The sequence below is a fragment of the Spirillospora sp. NPDC000708 genome (assembly GCF_040299565.1).
Taxonomy (GTDB): domain Bacteria; phylum Actinomycetota; class Actinomycetes; order Streptosporangiales; family Streptosporangiaceae; genus Spirillospora.
The window spans coordinates 1-25,075 of sequence record NZ_JBEPCJ010000053.1; the positions used below are offsets into that span (position 1 = coordinate 1).

Below are 25,075 nucleotides of genomic sequence, written 5' to 3' on the forward strand. Positions count from 1 at the left end.
TCACCCCGGCGGCCCCGCCCCGGCGCCCCTACCCCCCCGGCCCGGGGCCCGCCGCGTTGCCAGGATGTCCCCATGGACGCGTGGGAGGCGGTGACGGCCGAATACGCCGGTCTGGAGGCGCGGCTGGCCGACCCCCACGTCCATCGAGACTTCCGGCGCGCGCGCAGGCTGCGCCGTTGCGCGGCGGCACTGCGGCCGCTGCACGAGGACGCGCTGCGCCTCCGGGCCCTCCTGGACGATCTGCAGGACGCACGCGGTCTCGCCGCCGATCCCGCCTGGCGCGCCGAGGCCGACCGGATCGAGCGGGAGTCGGTTTCCCTGCGCGCGGACCTGGCCGCCGCCGTCGCCGCCCGCGATCCCTTCGACCCGTACGACGCGATCGTGCTGATCGACGCGGAGGACGGCGGCCACGACCACGTCCAGGCCGTCGTGGACGCCTACCGGGAGGACGCGCGCGACCGTGGCTGGCGCGCCGAGCACCTCTACAACGACCCGCCGCCGCACTGGGCGATGCTGGAGGTCACGGCGGGGGAGGAGGGGCCCGGTCCGTGGTCGATCCTGAAGGCCGGCAACGGGCCGGCGCGCACCGCCGACGGCCCGGGTGCCGGCCCTGTGCGCGTCACCGTCTTGCCCGACGCCGAGCCAGCGCCCGTCGACCCCGGGGACGTCCGCATCGACCTGTACTGCACCCGGGAGCCGAACGCCCAGACCATGCTCCGGGTGCTCCACGAACCGACCCGCATCGGCGCGTACGGACGCGACCCGGACCCCGCGCGCGCCCAGGCCAACGCGATGCGTGTGGTGTCGGCTCAGCTCGCCGCCCTGGAGAGCGCTCCGGAGGGCCGTTACCAGGCGGTTCCGCAGGCGCCGGGCGGGCACCTACGCCTGCGGGCCGCGCCGACCCCGGTCGCGTCAGTGTGATCTACACAACTTTTTCTGGCCCCCGCACAGGGAAGGTGACATTCGGGTAAACAACCGTCACCAGCCCGGAAAGGGATATGGTCCGCTCCAAATCCGGGCCGTGGGCGCCCCGCCTCCCTGACATCCCGGTTTGCTGTCATCGGGTCTTTACGTCGAACTGACACAATGTTCCCGATGACCGTTTCTGGGCATGGTGATGACCGAGAGTTCCTGGAGAGGCGGGTCGCTGGTGTCGCGCGGTAGTGAGTTCGTTGTGGTGGCCAATCGGCTTCCGGTGGACCGGAACGTCGGGCCGGACGGGGTTCCGGCATGGCGGCGCAGCCCCGGTGGGCTCGTCAGCGCCATCGCCCCGGTGATGCGGCGCAGGAACGGGACGTGGATCGGCTGGACGGGCGCGCCCGGCGAGGAGCTGGAGCCGTTCGAAGAGGACGGCATGTCGCTCCACCCCATCGCGCAGTCCGCCGAGGAGGTCGCGCTCTATTACGAGGGCTTCTCCAATGCCACGCTGTGGCCGCTCTATCATGACGTGATCGCCCCGCCCGTCTACGACCGCGCCATGTGGGACGCCTATGTGCGTGTCAACCGGCGGTTCGCGGAGGCGGCGGCGAAGGTCGCGGCCGACGGCGCGATCGTCTGGGTGCAGGACTACCAGCTCCAGCTCGTCCCGGCGATGCTGCGGGCGCTCCGCCCCGACCTGCGCATCGGCTTCTTCCTGCACATCCCGTTCCCGCCGGTCGAGCTGTTCTGGCAGCTGCCGTGGCGGCGGCAGATCCTCGAAGGGCTGCTCGGCGCGGACCTGGTCGGCTTCCAGCTGCCCGGCGCGGCGGCGAACTTCGTGCGGCTGTGCCGGCGTCTGCTGGACACCCGCTACTCCAAGCAGGACGTGTTCTGGGACGACCGGGTCGTGCGCGCCCGCGCGTTCCCCATCTCGGTGGACGTCGGCGAGCTGAACGAGCTGGTCGGGCGCCCCGACGTGGTCGAGCGCGCGCAGGAGATCCGCGGCGACCTCGGGGACGCGACGGTGCTGCTCGGCGTCGACCGGCTCGACTACACCAAGGGCATCACCCAGCGGCTGCAGGCGTTCGGGGAGCTGTTCGGCGACGGCCACCTCAAGCCGGGCCAGGCGGTGTTCGTGCAGATCGCGACGCCGAGCCGGGAACGCGTGGAGCAGTACCAGCTGCTGCGCGAGGAGATCGAGCAGCAGGTCGGCCGGATCAACGGCGAATACGGCGAAATCGGCTTTCCGGTCATTCACTATCTGCACAGCTCGTATGACCGCGCCGAGCTGACCGCGCTCTACCTGGCGGCGGACGTGATGGTCGTCACGCCGCTGCGCGACGGGATGAACCTGGTGGCCAAGGAGTACGTGGCCTGCCGCCGCGACCTGCGCGGCTCGCTGGTTCTCAGCGAGTTCGCCGGCGCCGCCGCGGAGTTGAAGCGGGGCGCCTTCCAGGTCAATCCCTACGACATCGACGGGTTGAAGGGCACGCTTCTGGCCGCCCTGAACGCCGAGCCCGCCGAGCAGGCCCGGCGGATGCGGTCGATGCGCCGGCGGGTCATCGAGCACGACGTGGACCGCTGGGCGCAGGACTTCCTCAGCGAGCTGGAGCGCCCGGTCCGGTCGGTGCCCTCGCCGGTCAGCGCCGCGGAGGGCTGACCCGCAGGTCGAAGGAGGCCCACACGGCCTTCCCTCCGGTGGACAGCCGCGCCCAGCCCCACGCGTCGCTGACGCCGCTCACGACGAGCAGGCCCCGGCCGCCTTCGACGAAGCGGTCGGGGTCGGCGGGCAGAGCCTCGGGCGCGCGCGCCCCCGGGTCGGTCACCGTGACGACGAGCCGCCGCGGGTGCCCCACGAGGACGACCTGGATCGGGCACAGCGGCAGCGGCTGAGGGAGCCCCTCCAGGCCGTGCCGCAGCGCGTTGGTCACCAGTTCGGAGACGGCGACGACCACGTCCTCGGCGCCCTCGCCGAGGCCCCACTCGCGCAGCGTGGCCTGGGTGAACTCGCGCGCCGTGCGGGGCGCGGTGATCTCCGCGGGCAGCACGCGGCGCGCGGTGCGCGGCGTGCCGGCGTACGCGGCGGGCCACAGCCCGGCCAGGCCGGCCGCGGCCACCGGGGCGCTCGCGGGAGTGTTCGGTCGCGCGGGCGGCGGCGGAGCGTCCGGCCAGGGCGCGTGCACGGCGTGCCGCGGTCCGCGGCCGCCTCTGGCGGCGTGGGCCGCGACGTCGTCTGCCTGGTCAACGGTCATTTCTCGAACCTCGAAGGCGTGCTGGGTCGGTACCGGCGAGCGTTCGCTATCTTGCTCCCCAAGTCGTGCAGATGCAAGACCGTCTGCATGAACGAATGCAAGAACGAATGCACGTGCATCTCGTACCATGGTGTGGGGTGGGGCGAGATCGCGGCCTTCCCGTCAGGGGAGGCTGAGACGCCTGAGGGGGCACAAACGATGGACGGCCACCAGATGTCGGACTGGCGCGACGGGCTGGTCTGGCAGAAGAGCCGGCGCAGCAACCCCAGCGGGAACTGCGTCGAGATGGCCGAACTCCCGAACGGGGAGATCGCCGTGCGCAACTCCCGGGACCCGGAGGGGGCCGTGCTCGTCTACACGCGCGAGGAGGTGGAGGCGTTCGTGGGCGGAGCCAAGGACGGGGACTTCGACCACATGCTGGTCTGACCGTCCCATAAACCGAACGGGATTCCATTCGCCCGTCCGGGCCGGTAGCGTGCGGCCATGCACCTGGGGCACGTAGCGGCGCAGACGCCCGACAAGCCCGCCGTCATCATGGCGGGCTCCGGCCGGGTCGTCACCTTCCGCGAACTGAACGACGAGTCCAACCGGCTCGCGCGACTGCTCCACGCGGAGGGGCTCCGGCCGGGGGACCACATCGCCTTCATGCTGGAGAACCACCCGCTCTACCTGGCGGTCGCCTGGGCCGCCCAGCGGTCCGGGCTCTACTACACCGCCATCAGCTCCCGGCTCCAACCCGAGGAGCTCGCCTACATCGTGGGCAACTGCGAAGCCAAGGCCTTCATCACCAGCGCCTCGATGGAGGCCGCCGCTCAGGACCCGCCGGACGTGCCGCTGCGCCTGATGCTCGGCGGCACGGCACCGGGCTACGACTCCTACGAGGACCGCGTCGCCGCGCACCCGGCCGAGCCGATCGAGCACGAGTGCGAGGGGCAGGACATGCTCTACTCCTCGGGCACGACCGGCCGCCCCAAGGGCGTCAAGCCGCCGCTCACGCAGGCCCCCATGGGCACCGCCGGCCCGCTCTACACGCTCATCACCGGGCTGTTCGGGGCCGGCGAGGACTCGGTCTACCTGTCCCCGGCGCCGCTGTACCACGCCGCGCCCCTGCGCTACTCGCTGGTCTTCCAGCGGTGCGGCGCCACCGTCGTGGTGATGGAGAAGTTCGACGCCGAGCAGGCCCTCGCCGCGATCGAGAAGTACCGCGTCACGCACAGCCAGTGGGTGCCGACCATGTTCATCCGGATGCTGAAGCTCCCGGACGAGGTCCGCGCCAAGTACGACCTTTCGAGCCTGGCCTGCGCCGTGCACGCCGCCGCGCCCTGCCCCGTCCCGGTCAAGGAGCGGATGATCGACTGGTGGGGCCCGATCCTGCACGAGTACTACGCGGGCACCGAAGGCAACTGCTTCGTCTACACCAACTCCGAGGACTGGCTGGCGCACAGGGGCACCGTCGGGCGCCCGATCCTCGGCGAGATCCACGTCCTGGACGAGGACGGCGCCGAGCAGCCGCCGGGGACCCCGGGCACGCTCTACTTCGGCGGCGGGCCGAAGTTCGAGTACCACGGCGACGAGGCCAAGACCGCCGCGTCCCGCGACCCCTGGGGGCACGGCTGGACGACCCTCGGCGACATCGGCCGGGTCGACGAGGACGGCTTCCTCTACCTCACCGACCGCCGCTCGTACATGATCATCAGCGGCGGGGTGAACATCTACCCGCAGGAGGCCGAGAACGTCCTCGCGGTGCATCCCAAGGTCGCCGACGTCGCGGTGTTCGGCGTGCCCGACACCGAGATGGGCGAGGCCGTCAAGGCCGTCGTACAGCCGTCGTCCATTGCGGACGCGGGCCCGGAACTGGAGGCCGAGCTGATCGCCTACTGCCGCGACCACCTCGCCCACTACAAGTGCCCGCGCTCCGTCGACTTCCGGGCCGAGCTCCCGCGCCACCCCACCGGCAAGCTCTACAAGCGCCTGCTCCGCGACGAGTACTGGAAGGACCAGAGCGCCGCGACCGCCTGACCGCGGCGTTGGAACCGTCCATGGACGGCGCTGAGAGGCCCGCGAACGGCGAAAGCCCGGCCCGGGAACCAGGTTCCCGGACCGGGGCTCGGCGGACGCCAGAGGCGTCCTAGTGCATCGCGATCGGCACTTCGGGCTTCTCCGCGGCGGCGGTGGTGTCCGGCCGCCTGCGCGGCAGGAGCAGCGCCGGGATGAAGGCCAGCGCCAGCAGCGCCACCGCGTACCAGTAGGTGTGCTGGAACGCGTCCGCCATCGGCCCGGCGATCTTCTGCATGATCGCCTCCGGGACCTTCTGGCCCGGGTTCGCCTGGCCGCCCCCGCCGAACGGCTTGAGGTTGGACGCCAGCTTGTTGGCCAGCAGCACCGAGATCAGCGCGGTGCCGAGGGACGTCGACACCTGCTGGATGATGTTCAGCATCGTGCTGGCCCGCGGCACCTCGTCGTGCTCAAGGGTCTGGATGGCCGCAGCCATGGTCGGCATCATCGTCATGCCCATGCCGAGGCCCATGACGAACAGCACCGCGCCGAGCGCCCAGAAGGACGTGTCGGCCTCCAGGATCGCGGCGAAGCCCGCCACCGACAGCACCACCACGACCAGGCCGACCAGGACCACGCGGCCGGGGCCGATCCGGTCGGTCAGCTTGCCGCCGATCGGCATGGTGACCATGGCGCCGAGGCCCTGCGGGGCCAGCAGCAGGCCGGAGTGCAGGGCGCCCTGCCCGCGCACCGTCTGGTAGTACAGCGGCAGCAGCAGCATCGCGCCCATGAACGCCGCCATGAACAGCACCATCGTGCCGGACGCGGCGACCACCGAGCGGCGCTTGAGCAGCCGCAGGTCGATCAGCGGGCTCTTGGCGTTCAGCGCCCGGAACACGAACGCGATCACCAGGACGGCGCCGACCACCGTGGGGATCAGCCCGTCCGGCTTGGTGAAGTCCTTCAGCTCGGCGCCCTTGGCCAGGCCGTAGATCAGGGAGGCGAGGCCGGGGGACAGCAGGATCAGGCCCAGGATGTCGAGGCGCTCGGCCCGCTGCGGCTCGTCCTTCTTCAGGATCCGCGCGGACATGAACAGCGCGACGATGCCGATCGGCAGGTTGATGAAGAAGATCCACCGCCACGACACGTCGTCGACCAGCCAGCCGCCGAGGATGGGGCCGAGGATCGGGCCGAGCAGCATCGGGATGCCGACGACGCTCATCACCTGGCCGACCCGCTTCGGGCCGGCGGCCTGCGTCAGGATCGTCATGCCGGCGGGCATGATCATGCCGCCGCCGAGGCCCTGCAGCACCCGGAACACGATCAGCGAGGTCGCCGACCAGGCCAGCCCGGCCAGCATCGAGCCGATCACGAACAGCGCGATCGAGATCATGTAGAGCCGCTTGGTGCCGAACCGGGCCGCCGCCCAGCCGGTGATCGGGATCACCGTGGCCAGCGCGAGGGTGTATCCGGTCGCGACCCACTGGATGGTCGCCAGCGGGGCGTCGAACTCCTTGGTCAGGTCATTGATCGCGACGTTGACGACCGTGACGTCGAGGATGGACATGATCGCGCCGAGGACGACGCACATGGCCACCGCGAGCACGCCGCGGTCCAGCCCGCCGCCAGGGGCCGAGTCCTCCAGCGGGCCGTCCGCCGTCTGCGAAGACGCGGGAGCGGTCAACTCTCTTCCAATCGTCAGGGCCCGTGCACGCGGGCACGCAAGGACCGGGGAACGTTCTCGGGGATACCGCAGCAAAATACTGCAGAGACTGACACTTTCGCGAACGAGTAAACTTCGCGGCCTTCGGGACTATTCCAGGAGGGTCCGACAGTCTGACCGGGGTCTGCGCTGCTCCCCGGCGTCCAGCGTCCGACCTCGACCGCACTCGAGGTCAACACAGTGTGACGCATCCGACATCGAGGTCTCCCCCTCCCTGCAGAGCGTTCCGAAGCGGACGCACAGGCAGACCAGCGCTCTACGAAGAACTCATCGCCCGTATGCCGAAATTTCCCGACAACTTTCCGTAACCACCCACCCAGCCCCACCCGCACCGCGATGGCGCCGCCCGCCGCCCCGGCCCGCCGCGCACATGCGCTGACGCGGCGGTCGCCGAGGGAAGCGGACCAGGCGGCTCAGGAGACCTTCAACCGCCGCCCCAACGCCTCGGCACCCCGCACGTCCTGCCCCGCGGCGATGTAGACCGTCAGCTTCCGGTTCCCCGCCAGCGGCGACAGATCCAGCCCCGGCGCGGCATTTTCGAGGCGAACGACCCGCAGGGCAGGCAGCGATGCGAGCGGGCGGAGGTCGTCTATGAGTTCGCAACGCCAGAGCCAGAGCGTCCTGAGTCTCGACAGCGATCTCAGCGGCTCAAGATCGTTGATCCCGGTCTCGTCCAGGCTCAAATGCTCGAGCCTGGTGAGCGAAGCAAGGGTGTCGAAGTCGCTCGCTTGATGGCAGCCGACGAGGCTTAAGTCGATGAGCGGCATGCCTGCGAGTGGCCTGAGGCCGGTCACCCATCTGCATCGTTCCGCGTAGAAGCGTCCGAGATTGGGGGCGGCGGCGCGGATTCCATCAAGGCCCTCGGTGAGATTGGAGTCGCTCACGCCCAGTGTGCGCAGCGCCCCCAACGGAGGGAGCGCGTCGATGCTCGTGAGTTTGGAGGCGCCGTACAGATTGAGACTGGTCAACTCACGCTGCCTCCGCAGCGGAGAGTAGTCGGAGACGCCTTCGCACATACCGAGCGAGAGCGAGGTCAGTTGTGGCAAGTTCCGGAGCACGGCGAGGTCGGTGAGGGAGGAAGCCAGAGTTAGGTAACGCAGCACCGGTAGTGCCGGCAGCGACCTCAGCTTCCTCGTGTCGTATGCCCGCAGGACCAGCCTCACCAGCGTGTCTGCGTGCCGGGCGAGGAAACCGAAGTCACCAACGAGCGGCCGATTGACCACAAGGTTCGCCAGCGGCGGCACCTTGTCCAGGACGTTCAACTGCTGGGGGCGGGAGACGGAGAGCTGCCCGCCGGTGGGGAACCGCCCGAGCACACGGACGGCGAACTCCTCGGCGTCGAAGTACTCCCATGCCTTCGCCACCTGCAACTGCACGCGCGAGCGGGTGTCGGAGGCGTAGCGTGCGAGCACATCCAGCGCGCCCGGCCCGTTGACCAGCCAGGCCGTCTGGACCGTCGCGGTTGCGGCCGCGGTCGACAGGCCGTCCAGGGTTTGGGGGAGGCGGTGGAGGACGGGTTCGCCGGCCGTCGCGAGGGAGCGGGCGGAGGCTTCGTCGCGGGGCGGGATGAGGTCGTCCAGGCAGCGGTCGAGGTCGTCGCGCAGGTCGTCGGGGACGGACGGGAGCGTCTCCAGGCAGGCGACCGCCACCAGCTTCAGGGCGCGGGCACGCCGCTTCTCCGTGTGCGCGCGGGCGAGGATTCCGGTAAGGAGTTCGCGGCGTAGGGGCTCGTTGGCGTGGCCGGCGGCCATGATGACGGTCTCGCGCCAGGTGTCGCGGTGGGCGTTCTGGACGAGCAGGTCCATGTCGCCGAGGTCGGCGGCCTGCTTGGCGGCGAGGTACTCCTGGACGGTCCGGTGGACGAAGTCGATGCGTCCGGGCACGGGCTCGCGCAGGACGCCGCTGCGCTGGAGCAGTTCGTCCAGAACCTTCTCCGCCGGGACGCGGACCTGCGGCATCGAGGCGAGCCGGTCCGCGACCAGGCGTTCGACCATCGGCTTCGGCAACTCGACACGGGCGCTGGTCGAGAGGTGCCAGGCGATGTCCTGGAGGATCCGGATCTTCTGGTCGCGTTCGAGGACGCTCGGGATGCCTCGTTTGGTGTCCCGTGTCTCCAGCAGCATGTCGAGTGCGGCCGTGTAGAGGCCCATGCGGTTGCGGGGGAGCGCCTCGCGGTCGAGGTTGAGCGCGCAGAGCATCGCGGCGAGCAGTGGGCTGGACGCGAGTGTCCGCAGGTGGGGGGCTGCTTCGAGGCGTGCGAGCAGGCGGGCCTCGTAGGACGGCAGGCGCTCCGGCGTGCACGGGATGTCGGCGCAGTCGCGGACGGCGTTGTGCCAGTGCTGGACGAGCGTCCGCACGTCCGCCGGGGTGAGCTGCTCTAGGAAGGCGGTCGCGAAGCCTTCGGCGCGGAGCCAGTCTGAAGCGGCGGCGGCCGGGCGCGACGTCACGATGACGCGGATGCCGGGGAACTCGGTGACGAGTCCTTTCAGCCATTGCCGGACGGCCTGCCGCTGGCCGCTCGTCACCTCGTCGACGCCGTCCACGAGGAGCAGGGCACGGCCGGACAGCAGCCGCCGGTGCACCCAGCCGCGCGGCATGATCCCGGCGAGGTTGCCGGCGACGTCGTCGAGGAACTCTTCCGGACGCGGCAGCGCGCCGCCCGCATGGCTGCGCAGCTTGATGAGGAACGGGACGGAGCCGTTCCATTCGCTGAGCGGGCCGGTGAAGGATCCGCGCGCCGCCGTGATGGCGAGCCACCGCAGCAGAGTGCTTTTGCCGCCGCCCGCTTCGCCGCGCAGCAACATCAGCCGGTGGTCGCCCAACGCGGCCTCGACGCGGACGGCGCCCGTGCGCACCTGGTCGCGCCATTCGCTGAGGGGTACGGCCTGCGGCGCCCGGTGCAGGCTGCGCGCGCTCTCGTCGGAGACGTTCAGGCTGATGTAGGCGACGCTGAGCGTGGTCTGCGGGCGCGTGAGCCGCTCGAAGCGGACGCCGAACAGTTCCAGCGTGTCGAGGGATTCACTGATGGAGGCGAGGTAGCGGCGCGTGAACTCCTCGTCGTCCGCCTCGCCTTCGGGGGCGGTGAGGGTGCGTGCCGGAAGCCGGGCGAGGACGGCTCCGACCTGGTCGGCGAGCCCGCTGAGCCGTCCGAGCATCTCGGCCGACGCGCGTGGCGCGAACTCCGGCAGGTGGATGACGATGCGCGCCAGGCAGTCGCAGCACTCGTCGAGTATTACTTCGTAAAGGTGGGCGCCGACCTCGCCCAACTCGAACTCGGCACGCCGCGCGGGAAGCCGCGACCGCAGGCTCCGCGCGAGCTTCACCGGGTCGGCGTCCGCCGCGAAGAGGGCGTCGTCCGAGAGGTCGGCGTTGTCGAGCGTCCGGACGACCTCGAACAGCGCGGCGTCGCGGTCGCCGTCGGTGAGGCCGCCGAATTCGGTGCCCGCGAACGTCAGGAGCCGCTCCGCCACCGCGTCGGCGATGCCCTCGAACTGCCGCTGGACGCGCCGCCGCTTGATCTCGTCCGGGAACCCGGTCCTGATCAGTTCGGTGAGGTCCTTGCCGGCGGCGTCCCTGGTGGAGCGTCCGGCGAGCCATCGCCCGACGGCCAGCCGCGCCACCGACGCCCCCACCCGCAACGCGGCCACCTCGACCGACATGGCACCTCCGCTTCAACTGGCTGAGCCATTATGGCGAGAACGCCGTCTCACGCGACCGCCATTGTCCGGTCCTCGGGCGTTCCCGAAGCCTCTTGCGGCACATGGACGAATCCCTGGCGCCGCCGCGAGGCGACCGAGACCCTCAGGTCGGGGCGGTACGCCGCGGGGCATATCCCGTCGTATCCATGCTTGACGATTCCCCAGTAGATGTCCTCGGAGACCGCGAGGACGAGCGGTGAAGTGCTCGACCGCAGGCATTTCTTCAGTCTCGGCGCGTCCAGTAATCGGCAGGCCAGGTCGATGGCCTCGCCGAACGGCCCGTTCTCGTCCCGGTGGATCTCGCCCGCGTGCACGACGGCTCGCAGGCGCATGCACCTGCTCGGCCGGTCTGCCGCCGAAATCGACTCGTTGTAGTCGGCCAGCTGCCGGGCGAGGGTCGGGACGAGGCGGGAGAGCAGCCGGGTCTTCGGCAGCTCGTCGACCGGATGGAACAGGGCGAGGACGCCGTCTCCGCGGTCCTCGAACGGGTCGCACCAACGCTCGTCGATGCCCGCGGACGCCATGGCCCGCTTCACCTGGCCGTAGATCTGGCTCCGCAGTTCCTCCTTGATCGGGTTCGTGCGGAGCACCCCCGTCGAGTTCTCCAGGTCGACGGCCAGAATGCTTCTGTGCACCGGGTTGCCGCTCACCTGAGCGCCCCCAATTTCGCTCTGCTGTTAGATCCTCCGGCAATAGTCTGCAACCGGTTCTCGAAGCCGTGCAAGGTGCACGGCGACATGCATGGCCCGTGGATCGCCTCTGTATCCGTCTGGCAAGGTTGACGACTTCCAGTGAGACAGAATGATGTCAAAGGTGGGGAACCGCTTTTCCGCGAGGTCTGGTGATTTAGGGAGCGCGCGGTTATCGTTGCCCTGCAACTTGCAGATCGGCCCGGGCCGGAAGGCCGAACCGATTCGCCGGGAGGCAGGGTGGCCGCAGCCCCGACCGTCCGCCGTCGCCGCCTCGGCATCGAGTTGCGGAGGTTGCGGGAGCGACTCGGCCGGACGGTCGAGGAGATCGCGGATCGGCTCGACTGGTCGGCCTCCAAGCTGAGCCGGATCGAGAACGCCCGGATCGGCGTGCGGGTCTCGGACGTTCGGCTGCTGCTGGAGCTGTACCGGGTGGACGAGGGCCACAAAGGGGAGGTGCTGGCCCTCGCGCAGGCCGCCACGGAGCAGGGCTGGTGGGCCGAGTACCGGGACGTCCTGTCCGGTGAGTTCGGTACCTATGTCGCGCTGGAGGACGAGGCGCATACTGCCCTGACCTTCGGGACGTACGCCATTCCTGGCCTCCTGCAGAACAGAGAGTACGCCCACCGGATATTGGACAGCGGCCGGATCATCGCTGTTTCCACGCCGCGGCAGGTCGAACGCCGGCTGGATCTGCGTATGCGACGGCAGGAGATATTGCGCCGCGAGAATCCGCTGACCCTCTCTGCCGTTATAGATGAGTCCGTGCTGTTGCGCGACATCGGTGGCCGCGACATCATGCAAAGGCAGATGATCGATCTTCTCGACCTTGCCGAGTTGTCGAACGTGCACGTCCACGTGCTGCCGCTGGATGTCGACCGGGAACCGATTTTCTCGGACACCTTCACGCTTCTCGAGTTCGCCCCCGCCTACGATGTCGTCTTTCCGGATGTCGTCTACTTGGACAATCTGGTGACCATGGCGGTACTTCAGGACGACGGGGCCACGCACACGTACCGATTGTGCTGGGACGCGCTCAGGTCGGTCTCGCTCTCCGCGGAGGAGTCCCGGCGCCGGATAGCGCGGGCGGCCGAGGAGTGGGGGCCTCGCTGACCCTGCCGACCTGCCCCGGGACGTCCACGGCGGTCAATGGCCGGTACGGTCGATGATCTTTTGGAGCAGCGCTGAGAACCGCTGGCGAGAGAGGGGCAGGACCACCTCCGGCCGTGCGGAGTCCCGCAGCCCGATCAGCTCAGAAGAAAGCCGGCTCACCTCGACGCAGTTCGTCTCTCCCGTGCACTCCGTGGTTCCCGGGCAATGTGAGCCCTTGCGCCAAGCCGGATCGGGTGCGCCTGACGCGGGCCCGCCGGCACTTCCGTTGTTCTCATCCGTCGATGCGGGCATGTCCTGGTCCCTTCGTCGCGACCATGACGCGGGGGTCCGCGGTCGGCTAGAGGTTAGCGACCTGGACGCCGGTTTCGCGGGAGTTTGCTCCAGCATTTCGGACATTGATCAGCTGTCTAACTACTGTAAAATCGGACAGTTGGCAATAAACCAAGACCAATGGTGTGGGCGTCGAGTTGAGGGCGGCGAACCGGAGGAGACGACGGGATAGTAGCGCGTAGCGCCTCCCGTGCAATGACCACCGGGACACTTTTATGTCGACGGTTAGACCTTGAGGTGAGAATCTCAATCGAGAACGCATCGGTGTACCGGTGACGGGATGTCCGTCGGTGGGGGCGGGGAGGCGAGGCGCCCGGAAGCGTGTTGACGGGTGGTGGTGGTGCGGGGCAGGATCTGGGCGTTGTGATCATCTAGAGGACCTGAGGGACCTGGCCCTGGGACGGTCCGGCAACCTGCCTTCGCGGCAAGGTGCCAATGCCAGGAGCGATGAGGAGAAGCTCATGGGCGTACGCCTTGATGTTCCTGTGCTGGCCGGGACGCTCGTCCGGCTGGAGCCGCTGTCGTTGGAGCATGTGCCGCAGCTGGCGGAGGCCGCCGAGGAGAACCGGTCGTCGTACGGGTTCACGCTCGTGCCCGGGGCGGCGGACATGGAGTCCTATGTCGCCGGGCAGCTCGCGCGGCCCGGGCTGACGCCGTTCGCGCAGGTCAGGCTCGCGGACGGGAAGGCGGTCGGGCACACCGGCCTCTGGGATCCGCGGACGTGGCCCGGCACGGACCGGCTGTGCGCGATCGAGGTCGGCTGGACGTGGCTGGCGGCGTCCGCGCAGGGCACCGGCATCAACGTCGAGGCGAAGAAGCTGCTGTTCACCTACGCCTTCGAGACGCTGGGCGTGGCGCGCGTCGATCTCAAGACGGATGCGCGGAACGAGCGGTCGCGGCGGGCGATCGAGCGGCTCGGCGTGCACTTCGAGGGCGTCCTGCGGAGCTGGTCGCCGTCGTGGGCGCCGGGCGAGGAGGGCACGCTGCGCGACTCGGCGATGTTCTCGGTGGTCGAGTCGGAGTGGCCGTCGGTGAAGACGGCCATGACGAACCGGCTGGCGGGGACCGTCGCGAGGTGACGGCGAGCGGCTTTCCCGCGCGCGTGCCGGTGCTGGACGGGACGGTGGTACGGCTGAAGCCGCTGTCGATGCGGCATGTGTCCGAGCTCGCGGAGGCCGCCGAGGAGAACAGGTCGTCGTACGGGTTCACTCCGGTGCCCTCCGCGGCCGGCATGGAGGCGTACGTCTCCGACAAGCTCGACCGTCCTGAACTCATGGCCTTCGCGCAGGTCAGAGTGGCGGATGGGAGGGCGGTCGGGCACACCGCGCTGTTGCATCCGCAGCCGTGGCCCGGCCGGGACCGGTTGCGCGCGGTCGAGATCGGGTGGACGTGGCTGGCCGCGTCCGCGCAGGGCACCGGCATCAACGTCGAGGCGAAGAAGCTCCTGTTCGGCTACGCGTTCGAGACGCTGGGCGTGGCCCGCGTGGAGTTGAAGACGGATGCGCGGAACGAGCGGTCGCGGCGGGCGATCGAGCGGCTCGGCGCGCAGTTCGAGGGCGTCCTGCGCAGTTACTCGGAGTCGTGGGTGGCCGGTGAGGAAGGCGAGTTGCGCGACACAGCCGTGTTCTCGGTGATCGCCGCCGAGTGGCCGTCCGTGGAGACGACGATGGCGAACCGCCTGGGGGAGGCCGTCCAGCCCTGACAGCACCGCGACCTGTGGTGGGCGATCAGTGCTGGGGCAGCGAGTTCAGGAGTTCGCGGCCGTGCTGCCAGGAGCCCAGGTCGCTGGTGGAGTTGATGTGTCCGTATGCGCCCACCAGATGGAATCGTGCCTCCCAGCGCGCCGCGAAAGCGGCGGCCGTCTCGGGAGTGCAGTACGGGTCGTCGGCGCTGCCCACCACCAGGGCCGGGCATGGCAATGACTGCGCCGACACGTCGGTGAACGTCGAGGCCGCCTGGCGTGGGAACGCCGACCCGGCTGGGTCGGGCGGCGCGACCAGGAACGCGCCGCCTACCGGGCTTGAGGGATTCTTGAGCAGCCAGGCGGACGCCGCCCAGCAGCCCAGGCTGTGGGCTACCAGCACGACCTGGCCGTCCTGCCGCGAGGCGTTGTCGTAGGCCTTCTGCACAGCGCCGACCCAGTCGTCCAGGTCGGGGGCGGACCATGAGGCGGGGGAGATCCTCACCGCCGAGGCGCCCCACTCCCGCTCCCACAAGGTCTGCCAGTGCCGGCCGTCCGAGCCGTCGATGCCCGGGATGATGATGTACGCGGTCACTGCCCACCACCGTTTCACTCGTCGCCCCTTGCGATCATGAGGGCGCTCGACGCGGATTCTGGTGGATGCATCGGGGCGGCGGCCGTGTTGCAAGTGATCTCAAAGAAGATGGTGCGGACGACAATGGAATCACTCGACCGGATAGACCGTGACATCCTCGCCCTGCTCCAGGCCGAAGGCCGGCTGACCGGCGCGGAGGTGGGACGCCGCGTCGGGCTCTCGCAGCCCGCGGCCAGCGCCCGCATCCAGCGGCTGGAGAAGAGCGGCGTCATCACCGGCTACCGGGCCCTGGTCGACCCGGAAGCCCTCGGGCTGAACATCCACGCGGTCGTCCGGCTGCGCACCACGCACGCCCGGCTCTCACCCGCCCTGGACTTCGCCTCCCGGACTTCCGAGATCACCTCCGTCCTCAGGGTCACCGGGGAAGACTGCCTCATCTTCGACGTCCACTGCCCGCAGGCCGGACGGCTCGAAGAAGTCGTCGACGCGCTGGCCCGGTACGGCCCCGTCACCACGTCCCTCGTGCTCCGCGCCTATCCGCCGAAGCCGCTGACCGACGCCACGCCGGCGGCGCCGTGATCCGCGGCTACTGGAGCTCGAACCAGACGGCGTGGCCCTCGGCGCGCCGTTCCATGCCCCACGCTTTCGCGAGGGACGCGACGATCAGCAGGCCGCGGCCGGTGACGTCCAGCTCGGCCGCCTCGGCGACGTGCGGGACGGTCGCCGCCCGCCCGTCGTCGATCACCTCCATCCGGACGGTCCGCGCCGAGTAGGTCACCTCCACGCGGATCTGGCCGTCCCGTCCCGACTCGGTGTAGCGCAGCGCGTTCGTCAGCAGCTCGCTCATGCAGAGCGCCGCGTCGTCCAGGCACGGATGCTCCAGGCCCAGCACGTCGCGCAGCCAGCGCCGCGCGTGCCCCACCGCCCGGTCCATCCCCGGCAACAGAAGCGCGTCGAACCTCATGGTCGGCGCAGTCATCGCCCACTCCCTTCGCATCGCTGTCGCCGAAAAGAATGAGCCGGACGTCCGCCGCCGAACGATGCGTTCGCCGTCCTCGTCCGCAGGTCCTCGGGCAACAGTGACTCAGTCACTTTTGACCGAGGCACTGTTGCCGCCTTCGTTGGAAACCTTCAGCGTCACGCAAAGTCAAGGCATGATTACTCCATGGAGAACGCGCAGCGCCCGACCATGCGAAGCCGCAAGCTCGGCCAGCGCCTTCGCGCCATCCGCGAGGAACGAGGGCTCACCCTCCAGAAGGCCGCCCGCCTGCTCAACCGCACCCCGTCCTCGCTGAGCAAGCTCGAAACCGGCAAACGCGGCATCCGTCGCCCCTCCCTAGAGCACATGCTCGACCGCTACGAGATCAGCGACCCTGACGAGCGCCAGTACCTCTTCGATCTCGCCCGAGACTCCGGCAAGAAGGGCTGGTGGCTCCGTCATGAAGGCAAACTGGCTCCCGCGGCACTCGACTACATCTCGTTGGAGGCTGAAGCTTCATCGATAAAGAGCCATGAACTCCACCTTGTCCCTGGCCTTATGCAGACTGAGGAATACGCTCGGGAGGTCATTGGGTCTGGAATCTCGCTGGGCACGCCTCCCGCCGTGGATGGTCTCGTGGAGGTGCGCATGCGCCGCCAGCAGGTGCTGTTCGGACCGAAGCCGCCCCATCTGTGGGTGATAGCAAGTGAGGCTGTGTTGAGGCAGCAGTTCGGTGGGTCTCGGGTGATGAAAGCCCAGCTCAGGAGGCTTGTGGAGTTGTCTCTGTTGCCGAACGTGACCTTCCAGGTTCTCCCGTTTGAGGTAGGTGGCCACCCTGGGCTCAACGGTTCTTTCACTACCTTGGTGACGAGCGAGCTCTCGGTAGTGCTGGTTGAGAATCTGACGACAGGCTGGTATTTGGAAGATCCGGTCGAGATACGTCGTTACGATGTCGTCTTCGATCACCAAAGAGCAAGAGCCTTGTCCCCGTCTGCATCCCGAGAGTTCATCGAGCGGATAGTGTCAGAGTCATGACCAGTCAGGAGTTCGTCTTCTCTTCGTGGCGCAAGAGCAGGCGCAGTGGGAGCGAAGGTTCGTCGTGCGTCGAGGTCGCCTCTGCGCGGCGTAAGAGCAGCCACAGCGGGGGTGAAGGCCAAGAGTGTGTCGAGGCCGCCCCTGCCTGGCGGAAGAGCAGCCACAGTGAAGGTGGCAGCGGGCAGTGCGTTGAGGTGGCGGCGGGGGAGCGCCGGGTGGCGGTGCGGGACTCCAAGGATCCGGACGGGGCGGTGCTGGCCGTCGCGCCGTCCGGGTGGGCGTCCCTGCTCGCCGACGTCAAAGCCGGTTCCCTCGACCTAGCTCGCTGACGCGGGCACCCGGGTCGTGTCCGGCGGGATCTTGGGTGAGGTCGCGAAGCGCGATCTTGCTGGAGGCGATCGCCTTGATGCCCCGCCGGCGGAGATGGGCGCGGAGTGCCGGCTGGAGTAGGCCTTGTCGGTACAGGGTCCCTGACCGGCCCCCGCGGCCTCCCGTACGTCCACACCCGTACAAGAACATCCAACCCCGCCGTAGTACCACCGCTAGCACGCACGGCCGTCACGAAGAGCCGCTCTCACGCGAACGGCGAGATGGTGTGACAGCGGGGGAGGGCCTCAAGCGCCTACGGTGCCGTCAATGGCTTCGCGGATGAGGTCGGCGTGGCCGTTGTGTCGTGCGTACTCGTGGATCATGTGCAGCATGACGAAGCGGAGCGAGACGTTCTCGTTCCAGCGGGGCTGGTGGACGACCAGATCCAGAGACGGGGCGGCGTGCTCGATGCGGCGGGAGTGTTCGACTTCGGTTCGCCAGGCGGTGAAGGCTTCGTCGCGGGTGCAGCTGGTCGGGTCGTAGGCGGTCTGGTAGTCGTCGGCGTGGGACCAGACGTTGGGCAGGTGGCGCTCGCCGTTCACGGTTTTGCGGAACCAGGTGCGTTCGACCTCGGCCATGTGACGGACCAGCCCGAGCAGCGAGAGCGCTGAGGGTTTCGACGCTTGCACGCGCAGGTCGTCGTCGCTCAGGTCGTCGCATTTCCATGCGAGGGTGGCGCGGTGGTAGTCGAGGTTGGCGCGGAGCAGGGCACGTTCGTCGGCGATCAGCGGCACATCCGGGCGTTCGGTGGTCACCGGTGTCAGCTTAATGACTCCCGCCGCATCAATGATCGATAAGGCCGCATCGGCGTTGGCAGTGGCATCGTCGTGCTCGGGCTCGGACCGTCTGGCGGCTCGCCCGGCTCGGGGCTGATCACGAACTGCGCGAGATCTCCAAGTGCGGCTCTTGGGAGCGGCAGCGACAGGGGAGCGATGGGTGGCGGTGCGGGACTCTAAGGATCCGGACGGGGCGGTGCTGGCGGTCGCGCCGTCCGGGTGGGCGTCCCTGCTCGCCGACGTCAAGGCCGGTCCCCTCGACCTCACTCGTTGACGCGGGCACCTAGGGGCGGATGCGCGAAGCATCCGCCCCCCTTCCCTTGCTCGACCGTCCACATGGGCGGCCGGAGGAGGTCAGTTCGTCGATGGGGGCCGGTTCAGATTGAGGATCCACTTGGGCAGGAGGCTGTCGCGGGGGGCGTTGGTCCACTCGGCCGCCTTGACGATCTCGAAGAACTGGCGGGTGCCGGGCCGCAGGCCCGCGTTCTTCGGACCGGGGGTCACCACGATGCCCTGGCTGGCGGTGAGCCGTCCGGTCTCGGGGTCGATGAGCAACTGCCACTCGATCGTGCCGTAGTCGCGGGTGGTCTGCCTCATCGCGACGCCTCGTCCCGGGTGTCCGGCGGCGTCGGTGTCGTTGATCGTCTTGACGTCGCGGAGCCCGGCGAGCATCCGGTACGTGGCGATCCGGACCCGGTCGGTGACCGCGCGGTCGGCGAGCAGGGAGGGGGCGTTCAGGAAGAGGTAGAGGTCCGGGGCGCGCAGGCGCCGGTGGTCGAACTTCGTCGCGTAGTTCAGGAGCCATGCGCGCAGCTTGGACGGGTTGGCGGGGAGCCGGCGCGCAGCGTCGACGCCGAAGTCGAGTTCGGCGCCCTCCTGCAGGAACGGGCTGCCGACCTCGTCGTCCAGGTCCCTGATGCCGAGTTGCGCCGCGTCGGGGCGCCCGTCCGCTCTCCACGCCTTACCGTCGGCGGGCGTTGCGGGCCGGACCGCGACCTTCTCGCCGTCCCAGCCCAGGCTGGTCGTCGTTTCCCTTTCGCCGCCGGGGAGCGGGCCGAAGTCCTTCGCCGACTTGGCGCTGAGGATGTAGGCGTCCTTGGTGGTCTGCACGGTGTAGTGGGCACCGTGATGACGGGTGGACGGAACCACCACCGACTTGCCCACCACGCGGTGGACGTACCACAGGCGCCCGTCGGAGGCGTGCCTTGTGCTGGCGTCGGCAGCGGCGAGCAGGAACGTGGAGGCGGGGCCGTTCTGGTCGGCCAGGGGTTCGGGATGGTAGAGGGGCCGCGTCTCCCCTCGGTAAGCCGTCCATGAGGCGGCGGCGAGCGCGCATGCGGTGGCCGCCGCGACCAGCGCTGCCCTCCGCTTCGGCTGGAAGAGCCGCGCGAGGCGGCGGCGCGGGGCGGCGGCCTCGGCCAGGAGGCGGCGGCGGGCCGCGTGCGTGGTCTCGGGGGACGGGGGTCGCTCGGCGGTGTGCATCCGGCTGATGAGGGTCAGATCATCCACGGTCGTCCTCCTCGTCGTGTCCCGATGCGCGCAATGCGGCGCGGACCTGTTTGCGGGCGCGGCTCAGCCGCGAGCAGACCGTCCCGTAGGCGATTCCGAGGGCTTCGGCGACCTCCGGGTAGCTGAGTTCGGCCAGCGCCACGAGGAGCAGGACGTCGCGGTCGCCGTGCCGCAGGCGCGCCAGGGCCGGGCTCAGGCCGAAGCTCGCGGCGTCCACCGCCGAGGTCACGCTGCTCTCGTGGCTCTCGACGACGTCGGCGGTGCGCATCCGGGCCATCGCCTTGTAGCGGCGCAGCTCGTCGCGGCGGTGGCGGCTGATCAGGCGGGTCGCGATGCCGTACAGCCAGGGGCGCGCCGAGGTGTGCGCCGGGTCGAACACGGCGCGGCGGCGGAAGGCGATCAGGAACGTCTCGGCCGCGATGTCGTCCGCGGCGTCCGCGCCGAGCCGCCGGTCCACGTAGCGGTGGATGTCCCGGTAGTGCCGGTCGAAAAGGTCCGCGAACCGTTCGGGGTCGCGCCGCGCGGCGGCGATGACGTCGGCGTCCGACGGCTCCGGCTCCGCCGGGGCGCCCGTTTCGGAGGGGGCGCCCGTCACGGCTCGTCCCGTGGCGCTGGAGGAAGGGTCATGCGGGACCCTTCTGGAGGCGTGGAGGGGGGTCACGTCCTTGATTGCCCGGAAGCGTCCCACCCCTTCTCGCGGCAGGACGGCCGGGTCACAGGTAGTGGCCGCTCGCCAGGTAGGGGGCGGGGGCGGGCATGCCGCGGACGGCGATGTAGCCCTCCTGGCCGATGTCGAGGCGGGCGGCGAGGCCGACGTCCACCGCCCAGTGGTTGTCGGTGGTGATGCAGTTGACGAGGGTGTCCCCGCGCGCGGCGGCGAGCGCCTCCCACAGCAGGGTCTCGGCGGTCTCGGGACGGTCGGCGGCCAGCAGCGCGGGACGTCCCGCGCCCTCGTCGATGTAGACGTAGCCGCGCCGGCCGGGCGCGTCGGAGACGACCAGCCGCAGCGTCTCCAGCATGTGGACGTGGTCGGGGCCGTGGCCCGCGCCGCGGACGGCGGTGTCCAGCCGGTCCATCCATTCGAGGTCGTCGGCGCGCCCGTCCCGCAGTCCGCGGACGGCTGGCAGCGTGGACCGGTCGACGGTGCCGACCATCCGCATCTGCGGGTGCAGGGTGAAGCCCGCCAGACGGTAGCGGCGCGTCGCCGCCGGATGCACCGTCGAGGAGAACAGGCCCGGCCGGTCGCCGGCGTGCGCGAGGACGGCGTCCATCAGGCGCTTGCCGATGCCCTTCCCCTGCCGGCCGGGCAGGACGCCGTAGGTCGCCAGGTACCAGAGCCCTTCGCGGTTCTGGGAGACGGCGAAGCCCACGACGTCCCGGCCCTCTTCGGCGAGCCAGCAGCCGTCCGGGTCGACGGACAGGAAGTGGCCCAGGCGGTCGATCAGGCGGCGGGACTGCTCCTCCGTCGGCGGTTCCGGGTCCGGTTCGCCCACCCGCCGGCTGAGGCGGTCGCCTTCGAGGAACGTCACCGCCGCCGCGCGCTCGGTCGCGACGAGGTCGTCCCGCGACATGCGCCTGATGCGTACGGGGTCCATGCAGGCATGATCACGCCATGGGCGGGGCGGCGCACCTGATTATTCGGGTGCCGTGCTCACCAGCGGTCGTGGTGGACGGCCGCGTGGAGGGGGCGGCGGTGGCGCCAGCCGTGCCGTTCGAGGTCCGGGACGGCCTCCAGGTGCGTGACCGGCCCGACGCACAGCCAGGCGACCGGCCGGACGCCCGCCGGGATGCCGAGGAGGTCGCGCAGGTAGGGCTCGCGGTAGAACGACACCCAGCCGACGCCCAGTCCCTCCGCCGTCGCCGCCAGCCAGAGGTTCTGGACGGCCAGGCAGACGGAGTACAGGCCGGCGTCGGCGATCGCGTGCCGGCCGAGGACGGCGGGGCCGCCGCGCTCGGCGTCGTAGGTCACCACGATCGACACGGTGGATTCGAGCACCCCGTCGATCTTGATGCGGGCGAAGCGGGCGGCGGCGTCGCCGGTGAGGGTGGCGGCGAACGCGTCGCGCTCGGACCGGACGTGGTCGTGGAACGCGCGGCGGACGTCCGGGTCGCGGACCAGCACGAAGTCCCAGGGCTGGGAGAGGCCGACGCTGGGGGCGGCGTGCGCGGCGGTGAGGACGCGGTCGAGGACGCCGTCCGGGATCGGCGCGCCGGTGAACTCGGCGCGTACATCGCGGCGGCGGTGGATGACGTCGTACAGGTTCATGGGCAGGCTCCCGCTGCGGTCGGGCCGCCCGGGGCGGGCGGCCGGTGGAGCGAGGCCGGTCTTCGGACTCCCGGATCGACGCCTCACCGCCCGCCTTCCCGGCCTGACGGCCAGTGGCCGCGCGTGCGCGCGTGGGCGGCGGCTTCCCGGTCACCGCGGCGGGCCCGTGCCGGATTCGCACCGGCTTCCCGATTCTCCCCGAGGGGCACCTCGCGTCAGTTCACGCCGTCCGCGATCGTAGCGGTGCCCGCCTTCGGGTCGGGGGAGGGGGTCAGTGGCGCTGGAAGCCGTCCTTGGTGCGCAGGCCGTAGCCGACGGCGCGGTCGATCGAGATGTGCGCCATCCAGCCGCAGAGCCCGGCGAAGATCGGAGCCCACGCGAACGGAGCGACGGTGTAGAGCGCGATGAGCGCGAGCGGGACCAGCGCGCGGTGCGCGGCGTTGTAGTACGGGACGGCGCGTGCCGGGAGCTGCCCGCGCTCGACGGTGTGCGCGTCCCGGATCCCGGCCAGGAAGGTGAGGTCGGGCGCGATGAAGAACGCGACCGCGAGGAGCGCGGCGAGCCAGCCGTGGTTGACGCCTTCGAGGACGGCGAACGCGGTCCAGAACAGCGCGTTCGCGCCCCAGGCGGTGCGGCGGGCCACGAGCGCGGCGGAACCCTTGCGGACGGTCGGAACGGTGGCGGTGCTCATGGCCTGGTGCCCTCCTGCTTGGCTAATGGCGTTAGCTACAAGCTAAGGCTAATGCCATTAGCTGTCAAGCTCATGGAGACACAACCGCTCAGAGGAACAGGGCGGCCAGCCGGGGCAGGTGCAGCCGGGTCTCGGCGTCGTCCTCGACGTCCCAGTTCTCGCCCGCGGGACGCTCGGGCCGCCGCATCGAGCGCACGGCCGACTCCATCGCCGCGTCGAACGACTCGGTCTCTCCCATGACGCGCTTGTAGGTGCTGCGCGCCGCGTAGTGCAGGCCCTCCGCGCCGATCCACCCCTCGTCCTCCCGGGCCATCCGCACCACCGTGGGGACGTCGGCCAGCGTGTCGGGGTCGTCGACGGCGCGCGCGAACACGTCGCGTCCCAGCAGCGCGAGCCCGGCGCGGAAGTCCATGAATCCGTCGTCGCCGCAGCCGCCCTCGATGAGGTAGGCGGCGTTCCAGAGCGGCCGCCGGTACGCCGAGTCGAGGACGCGCGTCAGCATGGCGTCGAACGCGACGATGCCGGGGCCGTCCAGTTCCGCGAGCCGGTCGGCCACCAGGTCGATCAGCGGGTCGTCGGGGGAGTCGCGGTCGTCGGCGTGCGCACCGGCCTCGGCCCGCGCGTCCTCGATCAGGGCCCACCACGTCCGCTCGTCCATCGGTCCTCCCGCATGCGTCGGCTCCGCCGTTTTCGCGGACCAATGTGCCGCACGGGTCCGACAGGCCGGGCCGCGGGTCAGCGGGGGCGGGCGGTGAACCAGGCGCCGTCGTCGTCCAGGAAGTGGCCGAGGCGCAGGCCCGCCGCGTCCAGCACGGCGGGAAGCTCCTCGTCGCCGAGGTGCCGGTTGGTGAAGGTGTGCGTCCAGCGCCGCTCGCCGATCCGGTATTCGAGCGTCGCGACGACCGTTCCGGGGCCGGGCCGTTCCAGGTGCGCCACCCGGTAGCGGACGCCGTCGTGCGTCCACTCCCGGGGCGCGTCGTCGTGCCAGTGCCTTCCCGTGTCGCGCTGGACGACGACCACGCCGTCCGGCCGGACGTGGCGCCGGCAGGCCGCGAGGAGCGCCGCCCGGTCGCCGTAGTTGACCAGGTACGACATCAGCAGGACGCAGCCGAACCGGTCGGGCAGGTCCAGATCCTGGATCGGCGAGCACACCGTCCGCGCGCCCTCGATCCGGGCGAGCATCGCCGCGGAGCCGTCCACCGCCGTCACCGGATGGCCGAACCCGACCAGCGGGCGGGTGACCCGCCCGGTGCCCGCGCCCAGCTCCAGGACCGGCGTGCCGGCCGGGATCGTCGTGTGGACGAGCGCGGCGCTCGCGACGTCCGGCGGGAGCGCGGCGTAGAACTCGACCGCCGACCCGTCGTCCGCGATCTCGCCGGGGCCCGTCCCGGCGCGCCGCCCGTCCGCCGCCGCGCCGTCCTCTGCCGTCGCCATGATCGAATCGTCGGACGGCGGTCCGCCGCCGTCAAGACGCCCGCCGTCAAGACGCCCGAGCCGCACCGGCCTCGCCGCGCGCCAGGCCGGCGGACCTCCGGGCCAGCTCGACCAGGGGGCGGACCAGGGGCTCGGCACCGGGACGCCACCGGGCCTCGACGTGGACGCCGGTGACCTCGTCGACGGCGGGATCGAGCCGGACGAGGTCGCCGGCGTCGAGTTCGGCGCGGACGGCCGTCTCCGGGACGAGCGCGACGCCGCGGCCGAGCGCGGCCATCCGGCGCAGCGCGGCGAGGGAGCCGGTGGCCATGCCGATGCGGGTGCCCGGGCCGAGGGCGCGGCCGTAGCGGCGGGTCAGCATCTCGGACGTGCACTCGGGGTTGACGATGAGGAACTCCGCCGCCATCAGCGCGGCCGGATCCAGCGGCGACGCCTGGGCGAGGGGGTGCTCGGGCGCGGCGACCAGGACGACGCGGTCCTCGGCGACGATCTCGTGGGGGCCCGTGGCGGGGACGCCGTTGTCGTAGACGAACACGAGGTCGAGACGGCCGGCCTCTAGCCCGGCGGCGAGGAACGCGCGGTCGCCGACCGCCAGGTCCACCTCGCGCGCGGTGCCCGGGCCGGCGGCGCCGTGCTGGAAGGCGGCGAGCAGGTCGGTCGTCCACTCGTCGGCGAGGCAGTCCAGGGCGCCGACGCGCAGCCGCGGGGCCTGGTCGCGCGCGGCGCGGCGCATCCGGTCCTCCAGTTCGAGGGACTGCACCGCGTAGGGCAGCAGGCGGCGGCCCGCGTCGGTGAGGGCGGTGCCGGTGCTGGTGCGGGCCAGGACGCGGACGCCGAGGTCGTCCTCCAGCCGGCGCAGCTGGATGCTGAGGCTCGACTGGGCGTAGCCGAGCCGCTCGGCGGCGGAGGAGATGCCCCCGGTCTCCGCCACGGCCACGAAGGCCCGCAGGTAGCGCGAATCCACGTCCGGATTATGCCATCGGACTTCTCGATGGCCCCATCGGATCCACGGCCTGTCGGGC

The 25,075-nt window shown here is 70.5% G+C and carries 27 protein-coding genes and 2 riboswitches; of the genes, 11 read left to right on the top strand and 16 right to left on the bottom strand.

Going from position 1 to position 25,075, the window contains the following annotated elements; all coding sequences use genetic code 11:
- Positions 1 to 72 precede the first annotated feature (72 nt).
- On the top strand, positions 73 to 921 hold the full coding sequence (locus ABT299_RS31450) for a PCRF domain-containing protein (protein WP_500252949.1): 849 nt from the start codon (positions 73 to 75) through the stop codon (positions 919 to 921).
- A gap of 196 nt (positions 922 to 1,117) precedes the next feature.
- Positions 1,118 to 2,578, top strand: a complete 1,461-nt coding sequence (locus ABT299_RS31455; RefSeq protein ID WP_277819988.1) for an alpha,alpha-trehalose-phosphate synthase (UDP-forming) — start codon at positions 1,118 to 1,120, stop codon at positions 2,576 to 2,578.
- Here ABT299_RS31455 and ABT299_RS31460 read toward each other — a convergent pair.
- A complete protein-coding gene (locus tag ABT299_RS31460) occupies positions 2,559 to 3,170 on the bottom strand; it encodes an ATP-binding protein (protein WP_190858694.1) in 612 nt (203 codons plus the stop codon). The two genes, ABT299_RS31455 and ABT299_RS31460, sit on opposite strands and share 20 nt — an antisense overlap.
- A gap of 198 nt (positions 3,171 to 3,368) precedes the next feature.
- Between ABT299_RS31460 and ABT299_RS31465 the strand changes: the two genes are divergently transcribed.
- Positions 3,369 to 3,596 (top strand): DUF397 domain-containing protein, encoded by a 228-nt coding sequence (locus ABT299_RS31465; protein WP_190858696.1) that lies wholly within the window; start codon positions 3,369 to 3,371, stop codon positions 3,594 to 3,596.
- Positions 3,597 to 3,653: 57 nt separating this feature from the next.
- Entirely contained in the window at positions 3,654 to 5,189 is a 1,536-nt protein-coding gene (locus ABT299_RS31470; RefSeq protein WP_500252950.1) for an acyl-CoA synthetase, read from the top strand.
- A 109-nt stretch (positions 5,190 to 5,298) separates the two neighbouring features.
- Here ABT299_RS31470 and ABT299_RS31475 read toward each other — a convergent pair whose 3' ends face one another.
- From ABT299_RS31475 to ABT299_RS31485, 3 genes are all read right to left on the bottom strand, one after another.
- Positions 5,299 to 6,849 carry a DHA2 family efflux MFS transporter permease subunit gene (locus tag ABT299_RS31475; protein WP_387019536.1) on the bottom strand — a complete coding sequence of 517 codons (1,551 nt, stop codon included), beginning with the start codon at positions 6,847 to 6,849 and terminating at the stop codon, positions 5,299 to 5,301.
- A 452-nt stretch (positions 6,850 to 7,301) separates the two neighbouring features.
- Positions 7,302 to 10,547 carry an NACHT domain-containing protein gene (locus tag ABT299_RS31480; protein WP_500252951.1) on the bottom strand — a complete coding sequence of 1,082 codons (3,246 nt, stop codon included), beginning with the start codon at positions 10,545 to 10,547 and terminating at the stop codon, positions 7,302 to 7,304.
- 47 nt (positions 10,548 to 10,594) lie between these two features.
- Positions 10,595 to 11,221 (bottom strand): hypothetical protein, encoded by a 627-nt coding sequence (locus tag ABT299_RS31485; RefSeq protein ID WP_387019543.1) that lies wholly within the window; start codon positions 11,219 to 11,221, stop codon positions 10,595 to 10,597.
- A 294-nt stretch (positions 11,222 to 11,515) separates the two neighbouring features.
- On the opposite strand from ABT299_RS31485, the gene ABT299_RS31490 reads away from it, so the two are divergent.
- Entirely contained in the window at positions 11,516 to 12,388 is an 873-nt protein-coding gene (locus tag ABT299_RS31490) for a helix-turn-helix domain-containing protein (protein WP_500252952.1), read from the top strand.
- A 33-nt stretch (positions 12,389 to 12,421) separates the two neighbouring features.
- Here ABT299_RS31490 and ABT299_RS31495 read toward each other — a convergent pair whose 3' ends face one another.
- On the bottom strand, positions 12,422 to 12,784 hold the full coding sequence (locus ABT299_RS31495; RefSeq protein ID WP_500252953.1) for a DUF397 domain-containing protein: 363 nt from the start codon (positions 12,782 to 12,784) through the stop codon (positions 12,422 to 12,424).
- Positions 12,785 to 13,082: 298 nt separating this feature from the next.
- A riboswitch (SAM riboswitch) is annotated at positions 13,083 to 13,172 on the top strand.
- Between the two features lie 7 nt (positions 13,173 to 13,179).
- Between ABT299_RS31495 and ABT299_RS31500 the strand changes: the two genes are divergently transcribed.
- Positions 13,180 to 13,797, top strand: a complete 618-nt coding sequence (locus ABT299_RS31500; RefSeq protein WP_500252954.1) for a GNAT family N-acetyltransferase — start codon at positions 13,180 to 13,182, stop codon at positions 13,795 to 13,797.
- Entirely contained in the window at positions 13,794 to 14,420 is a 627-nt protein-coding gene (locus ABT299_RS31505; protein ID WP_500252955.1) for a GNAT family N-acetyltransferase, read from the top strand. Before ABT299_RS31500 ends, ABT299_RS31505 begins: the two co-directional genes overlap by 4 nt.
- Before the next feature lie 25 nt (positions 14,421 to 14,445).
- Here ABT299_RS31505 and ABT299_RS31510 read toward each other — a convergent pair whose 3' ends face one another.
- Positions 14,446 to 14,994 (bottom strand): RBBP9/YdeN family alpha/beta hydrolase, encoded by a 549-nt coding sequence (locus tag ABT299_RS31510; protein WP_500252956.1) that lies wholly within the window; start codon positions 14,992 to 14,994, stop codon positions 14,446 to 14,448.
- 123 nt (positions 14,995 to 15,117) lie between these two features.
- Here ABT299_RS31510 and ABT299_RS31515 point away from each other — a divergent pair, with 123 nt between their 5' ends.
- A complete protein-coding gene (locus tag ABT299_RS31515) occupies positions 15,118 to 15,573 on the top strand; it encodes an Lrp/AsnC family transcriptional regulator (protein ID WP_387019559.1) in 456 nt (151 codons plus the stop codon).
- Positions 15,574 to 15,580: 7 nt separating this feature from the next.
- On the opposite strand, the gene ABT299_RS31520 is transcribed toward ABT299_RS31515, so the two are convergent.
- A complete protein-coding gene (locus tag ABT299_RS31520; RefSeq protein ID WP_500252957.1) occupies positions 15,581 to 15,973 on the bottom strand; it encodes an ATP-binding protein in 393 nt (130 codons plus the stop codon).
- 186 nt (positions 15,974 to 16,159) lie between these two features.
- Between ABT299_RS31520 and ABT299_RS31525 the strand changes: the two genes are divergently transcribed.
- Positions 16,160 to 17,008 carry a helix-turn-helix domain-containing protein gene (locus tag ABT299_RS31525; protein WP_500252958.1) on the top strand — a complete coding sequence of 283 codons (849 nt, stop codon included), beginning with the start codon at positions 16,160 to 16,162 and terminating at the stop codon, positions 17,006 to 17,008.
- A complete protein-coding gene (locus tag ABT299_RS31530) occupies positions 17,005 to 17,337 on the top strand; it encodes a DUF397 domain-containing protein (protein WP_500252959.1) in 333 nt (110 codons plus the stop codon). The genes ABT299_RS31525 and ABT299_RS31530 overlap by 4 nt, the downstream gene beginning before the upstream one ends.
- 285 nt (positions 17,338 to 17,622) lie before the next feature.
- Here ABT299_RS31530 and ABT299_RS31535 read toward each other — a convergent pair whose 3' ends face one another.
- Positions 17,623 to 18,132 (bottom strand): DinB family protein, encoded by a 510-nt coding sequence (locus tag ABT299_RS31535; RefSeq protein WP_500252960.1) that lies wholly within the window; start codon positions 18,130 to 18,132, stop codon positions 17,623 to 17,625.
- Positions 18,133 to 18,274: 142 nt separating this feature from the next.
- On the opposite strand from ABT299_RS31535, the gene ABT299_RS31540 reads away from it, so the two are divergent.
- Positions 18,275 to 18,427 (top strand): DUF397 domain-containing protein, encoded by a 153-nt coding sequence (locus ABT299_RS31540; protein ID WP_500252961.1) that lies wholly within the window; start codon positions 18,275 to 18,277, stop codon positions 18,425 to 18,427.
- Positions 18,428 to 18,507: 80 nt separating this feature from the next.
- On the opposite strand, the gene ABT299_RS31545 is transcribed toward ABT299_RS31540, so the two are convergent.
- The 8 genes from ABT299_RS31545 to ABT299_RS31580 all read right to left on the bottom strand — a co-directional run bounded on the left by ABT299_RS31545 (position 18,508) and on the right by ABT299_RS31580 (position 25,017).
- Complete coding sequence (locus tag ABT299_RS31545) at positions 18,508 to 19,662, bottom strand: hypothetical protein (RefSeq protein WP_500252962.1); 1,155 nt, start codon at positions 19,660 to 19,662, stop codon at positions 18,508 to 18,510.
- Positions 19,655 to 20,257 carry a sigma-70 family RNA polymerase sigma factor gene (locus ABT299_RS31550; RefSeq protein WP_190858724.1) on the bottom strand — a complete coding sequence of 201 codons (603 nt, stop codon included), beginning with the start codon at positions 20,255 to 20,257 and terminating at the stop codon, positions 19,655 to 19,657. Before ABT299_RS31550 ends, ABT299_RS31545 begins: the two co-directional genes overlap by 8 nt.
- A 118-nt stretch (positions 20,258 to 20,375) precedes the next feature.
- Positions 20,376 to 21,257 (bottom strand): GNAT family N-acetyltransferase, encoded by an 882-nt coding sequence (locus ABT299_RS31555; RefSeq protein ID WP_500252963.1) that lies wholly within the window; start codon positions 21,255 to 21,257, stop codon positions 20,376 to 20,378.
- Between the two features lie 56 nt (positions 21,258 to 21,313).
- Positions 21,314 to 21,928, bottom strand: a complete 615-nt coding sequence (bluB, locus tag ABT299_RS31560) for a 5,6-dimethylbenzimidazole synthase (RefSeq protein ID WP_500252964.1) — start codon at positions 21,926 to 21,928, stop codon at positions 21,314 to 21,316.
- Positions 21,929 to 21,973: 45 nt separating this feature from the next.
- Positions 21,974 to 22,146, bottom strand: a riboswitch (cobalamin riboswitch).
- Positions 22,147 to 22,199: 53 nt separating this feature from the next.
- Complete coding sequence (locus ABT299_RS31565; protein ID WP_500252965.1) at positions 22,200 to 22,619, bottom strand: DUF4260 family protein; 420 nt, start codon at positions 22,617 to 22,619, stop codon at positions 22,200 to 22,202.
- Positions 22,620 to 22,707: 88 nt separating this feature from the next.
- Positions 22,708 to 23,277 (bottom strand): DUF4240 domain-containing protein, encoded by a 570-nt coding sequence (locus tag ABT299_RS31570; protein ID WP_500252966.1) that lies wholly within the window; start codon positions 23,275 to 23,277, stop codon positions 22,708 to 22,710.
- Positions 23,278 to 23,354: 77 nt separating this feature from the next.
- A complete protein-coding gene (locus ABT299_RS31575; RefSeq protein WP_500252967.1) occupies positions 23,355 to 24,053 on the bottom strand; it encodes a class I SAM-dependent methyltransferase in 699 nt (232 codons plus the stop codon).
- 46 nt (positions 24,054 to 24,099) lie between these two features.
- A complete protein-coding gene (locus ABT299_RS31580) occupies positions 24,100 to 25,017 on the bottom strand; it encodes a LysR substrate-binding domain-containing protein (protein ID WP_190858739.1) in 918 nt (305 codons plus the stop codon).
- Positions 25,018 to 25,075 lie beyond the last annotated feature (58 nt).

Excerpts from the sequence above, each read along its gene's own strand:
- ABT299_RS31570 (WP_500252966.1), bottom strand. The coding sequence starts at position 23,277 with ATGGACGAGCGGACGTGGTGGGCCCTGATCGAGGACGCGCGGGCCGAG.
- ABT299_RS31495 (WP_500252953.1), bottom strand. The coding sequence starts at position 12,784 with ATGTCCGAAATGCTGGAGCAAACTCCCGCGAAACCGGCGTCCAGGTCG.
- ABT299_RS31555 (WP_500252963.1), bottom strand. The coding sequence starts at position 21,257 with ATGGACCCCGTACGCATCAGGCGCATGTCGCGGGACGACCTCGTCGCG.
- bluB (WP_500252964.1), bottom strand. The coding sequence starts at position 21,928 with ATGAACCTGTACGACGTCATCCACCGCCGCCGCGATGTACGCGCCGAG.
- ABT299_RS31520 (WP_500252957.1), bottom strand. The coding sequence starts at position 15,973 with ATGACTGCGCCGACCATGAGGTTCGACGCGCTTCTGTTGCCGGGGATG.
- ABT299_RS31480 (WP_500252951.1), bottom strand. The coding sequence starts at position 10,547 with ATGTCGGTCGAGGTGGCCGCGTTGCGGGTGGGGGCGTCGGTGGCGCGG.
- ABT299_RS31565 (WP_500252965.1), bottom strand. The coding sequence starts at position 22,619 with ATGAGCACCGCCACCGTTCCGACCGTCCGCAAGGGTTCCGCCGCGCTC.
- ABT299_RS31465 (WP_190858696.1), top strand. The coding sequence starts at position 3,369 with ATGGACGGCCACCAGATGTCGGACTGGCGCGACGGGCTGGTCTGGCAG.
- ABT299_RS31500 (WP_500252954.1), top strand. The coding sequence starts at position 13,180 with ATGGGCGTACGCCTTGATGTTCCTGTGCTGGCCGGGACGCTCGTCCGG.
- ABT299_RS31525 (WP_500252958.1), top strand. The coding sequence starts at position 16,160 with ATGGAGAACGCGCAGCGCCCGACCATGCGAAGCCGCAAGCTCGGCCAG.
- ABT299_RS31515 (WP_387019559.1), top strand. The coding sequence starts at position 15,118 with ATGGAATCACTCGACCGGATAGACCGTGACATCCTCGCCCTGCTCCAG.
- ABT299_RS31455 (WP_277819988.1), top strand. The coding sequence starts at position 1,118 with ATGACCGAGAGTTCCTGGAGAGGCGGGTCGCTGGTGTCGCGCGGTAGT.
- ABT299_RS31575 (WP_500252967.1), bottom strand. The coding sequence starts at position 24,053 with ATGGCGACGGCAGAGGACGGCGCGGCGGCGGACGGGCGGCGCGCCGGG.
- ABT299_RS31470 (WP_500252950.1), top strand. The coding sequence starts at position 3,654 with ATGCACCTGGGGCACGTAGCGGCGCAGACGCCCGACAAGCCCGCCGTC.
- ABT299_RS31460 (WP_190858694.1), bottom strand. The coding sequence starts at position 3,170 with ATGACCGTTGACCAGGCAGACGACGTCGCGGCCCACGCCGCCAGAGGC.
- ABT299_RS31450 (WP_500252949.1), top strand. The coding sequence starts at position 73 with ATGGACGCGTGGGAGGCGGTGACGGCCGAATACGCCGGTCTGGAGGCG.
- ABT299_RS31530 (WP_500252959.1), top strand. The coding sequence starts at position 17,005 with ATGACCAGTCAGGAGTTCGTCTTCTCTTCGTGGCGCAAGAGCAGGCGC.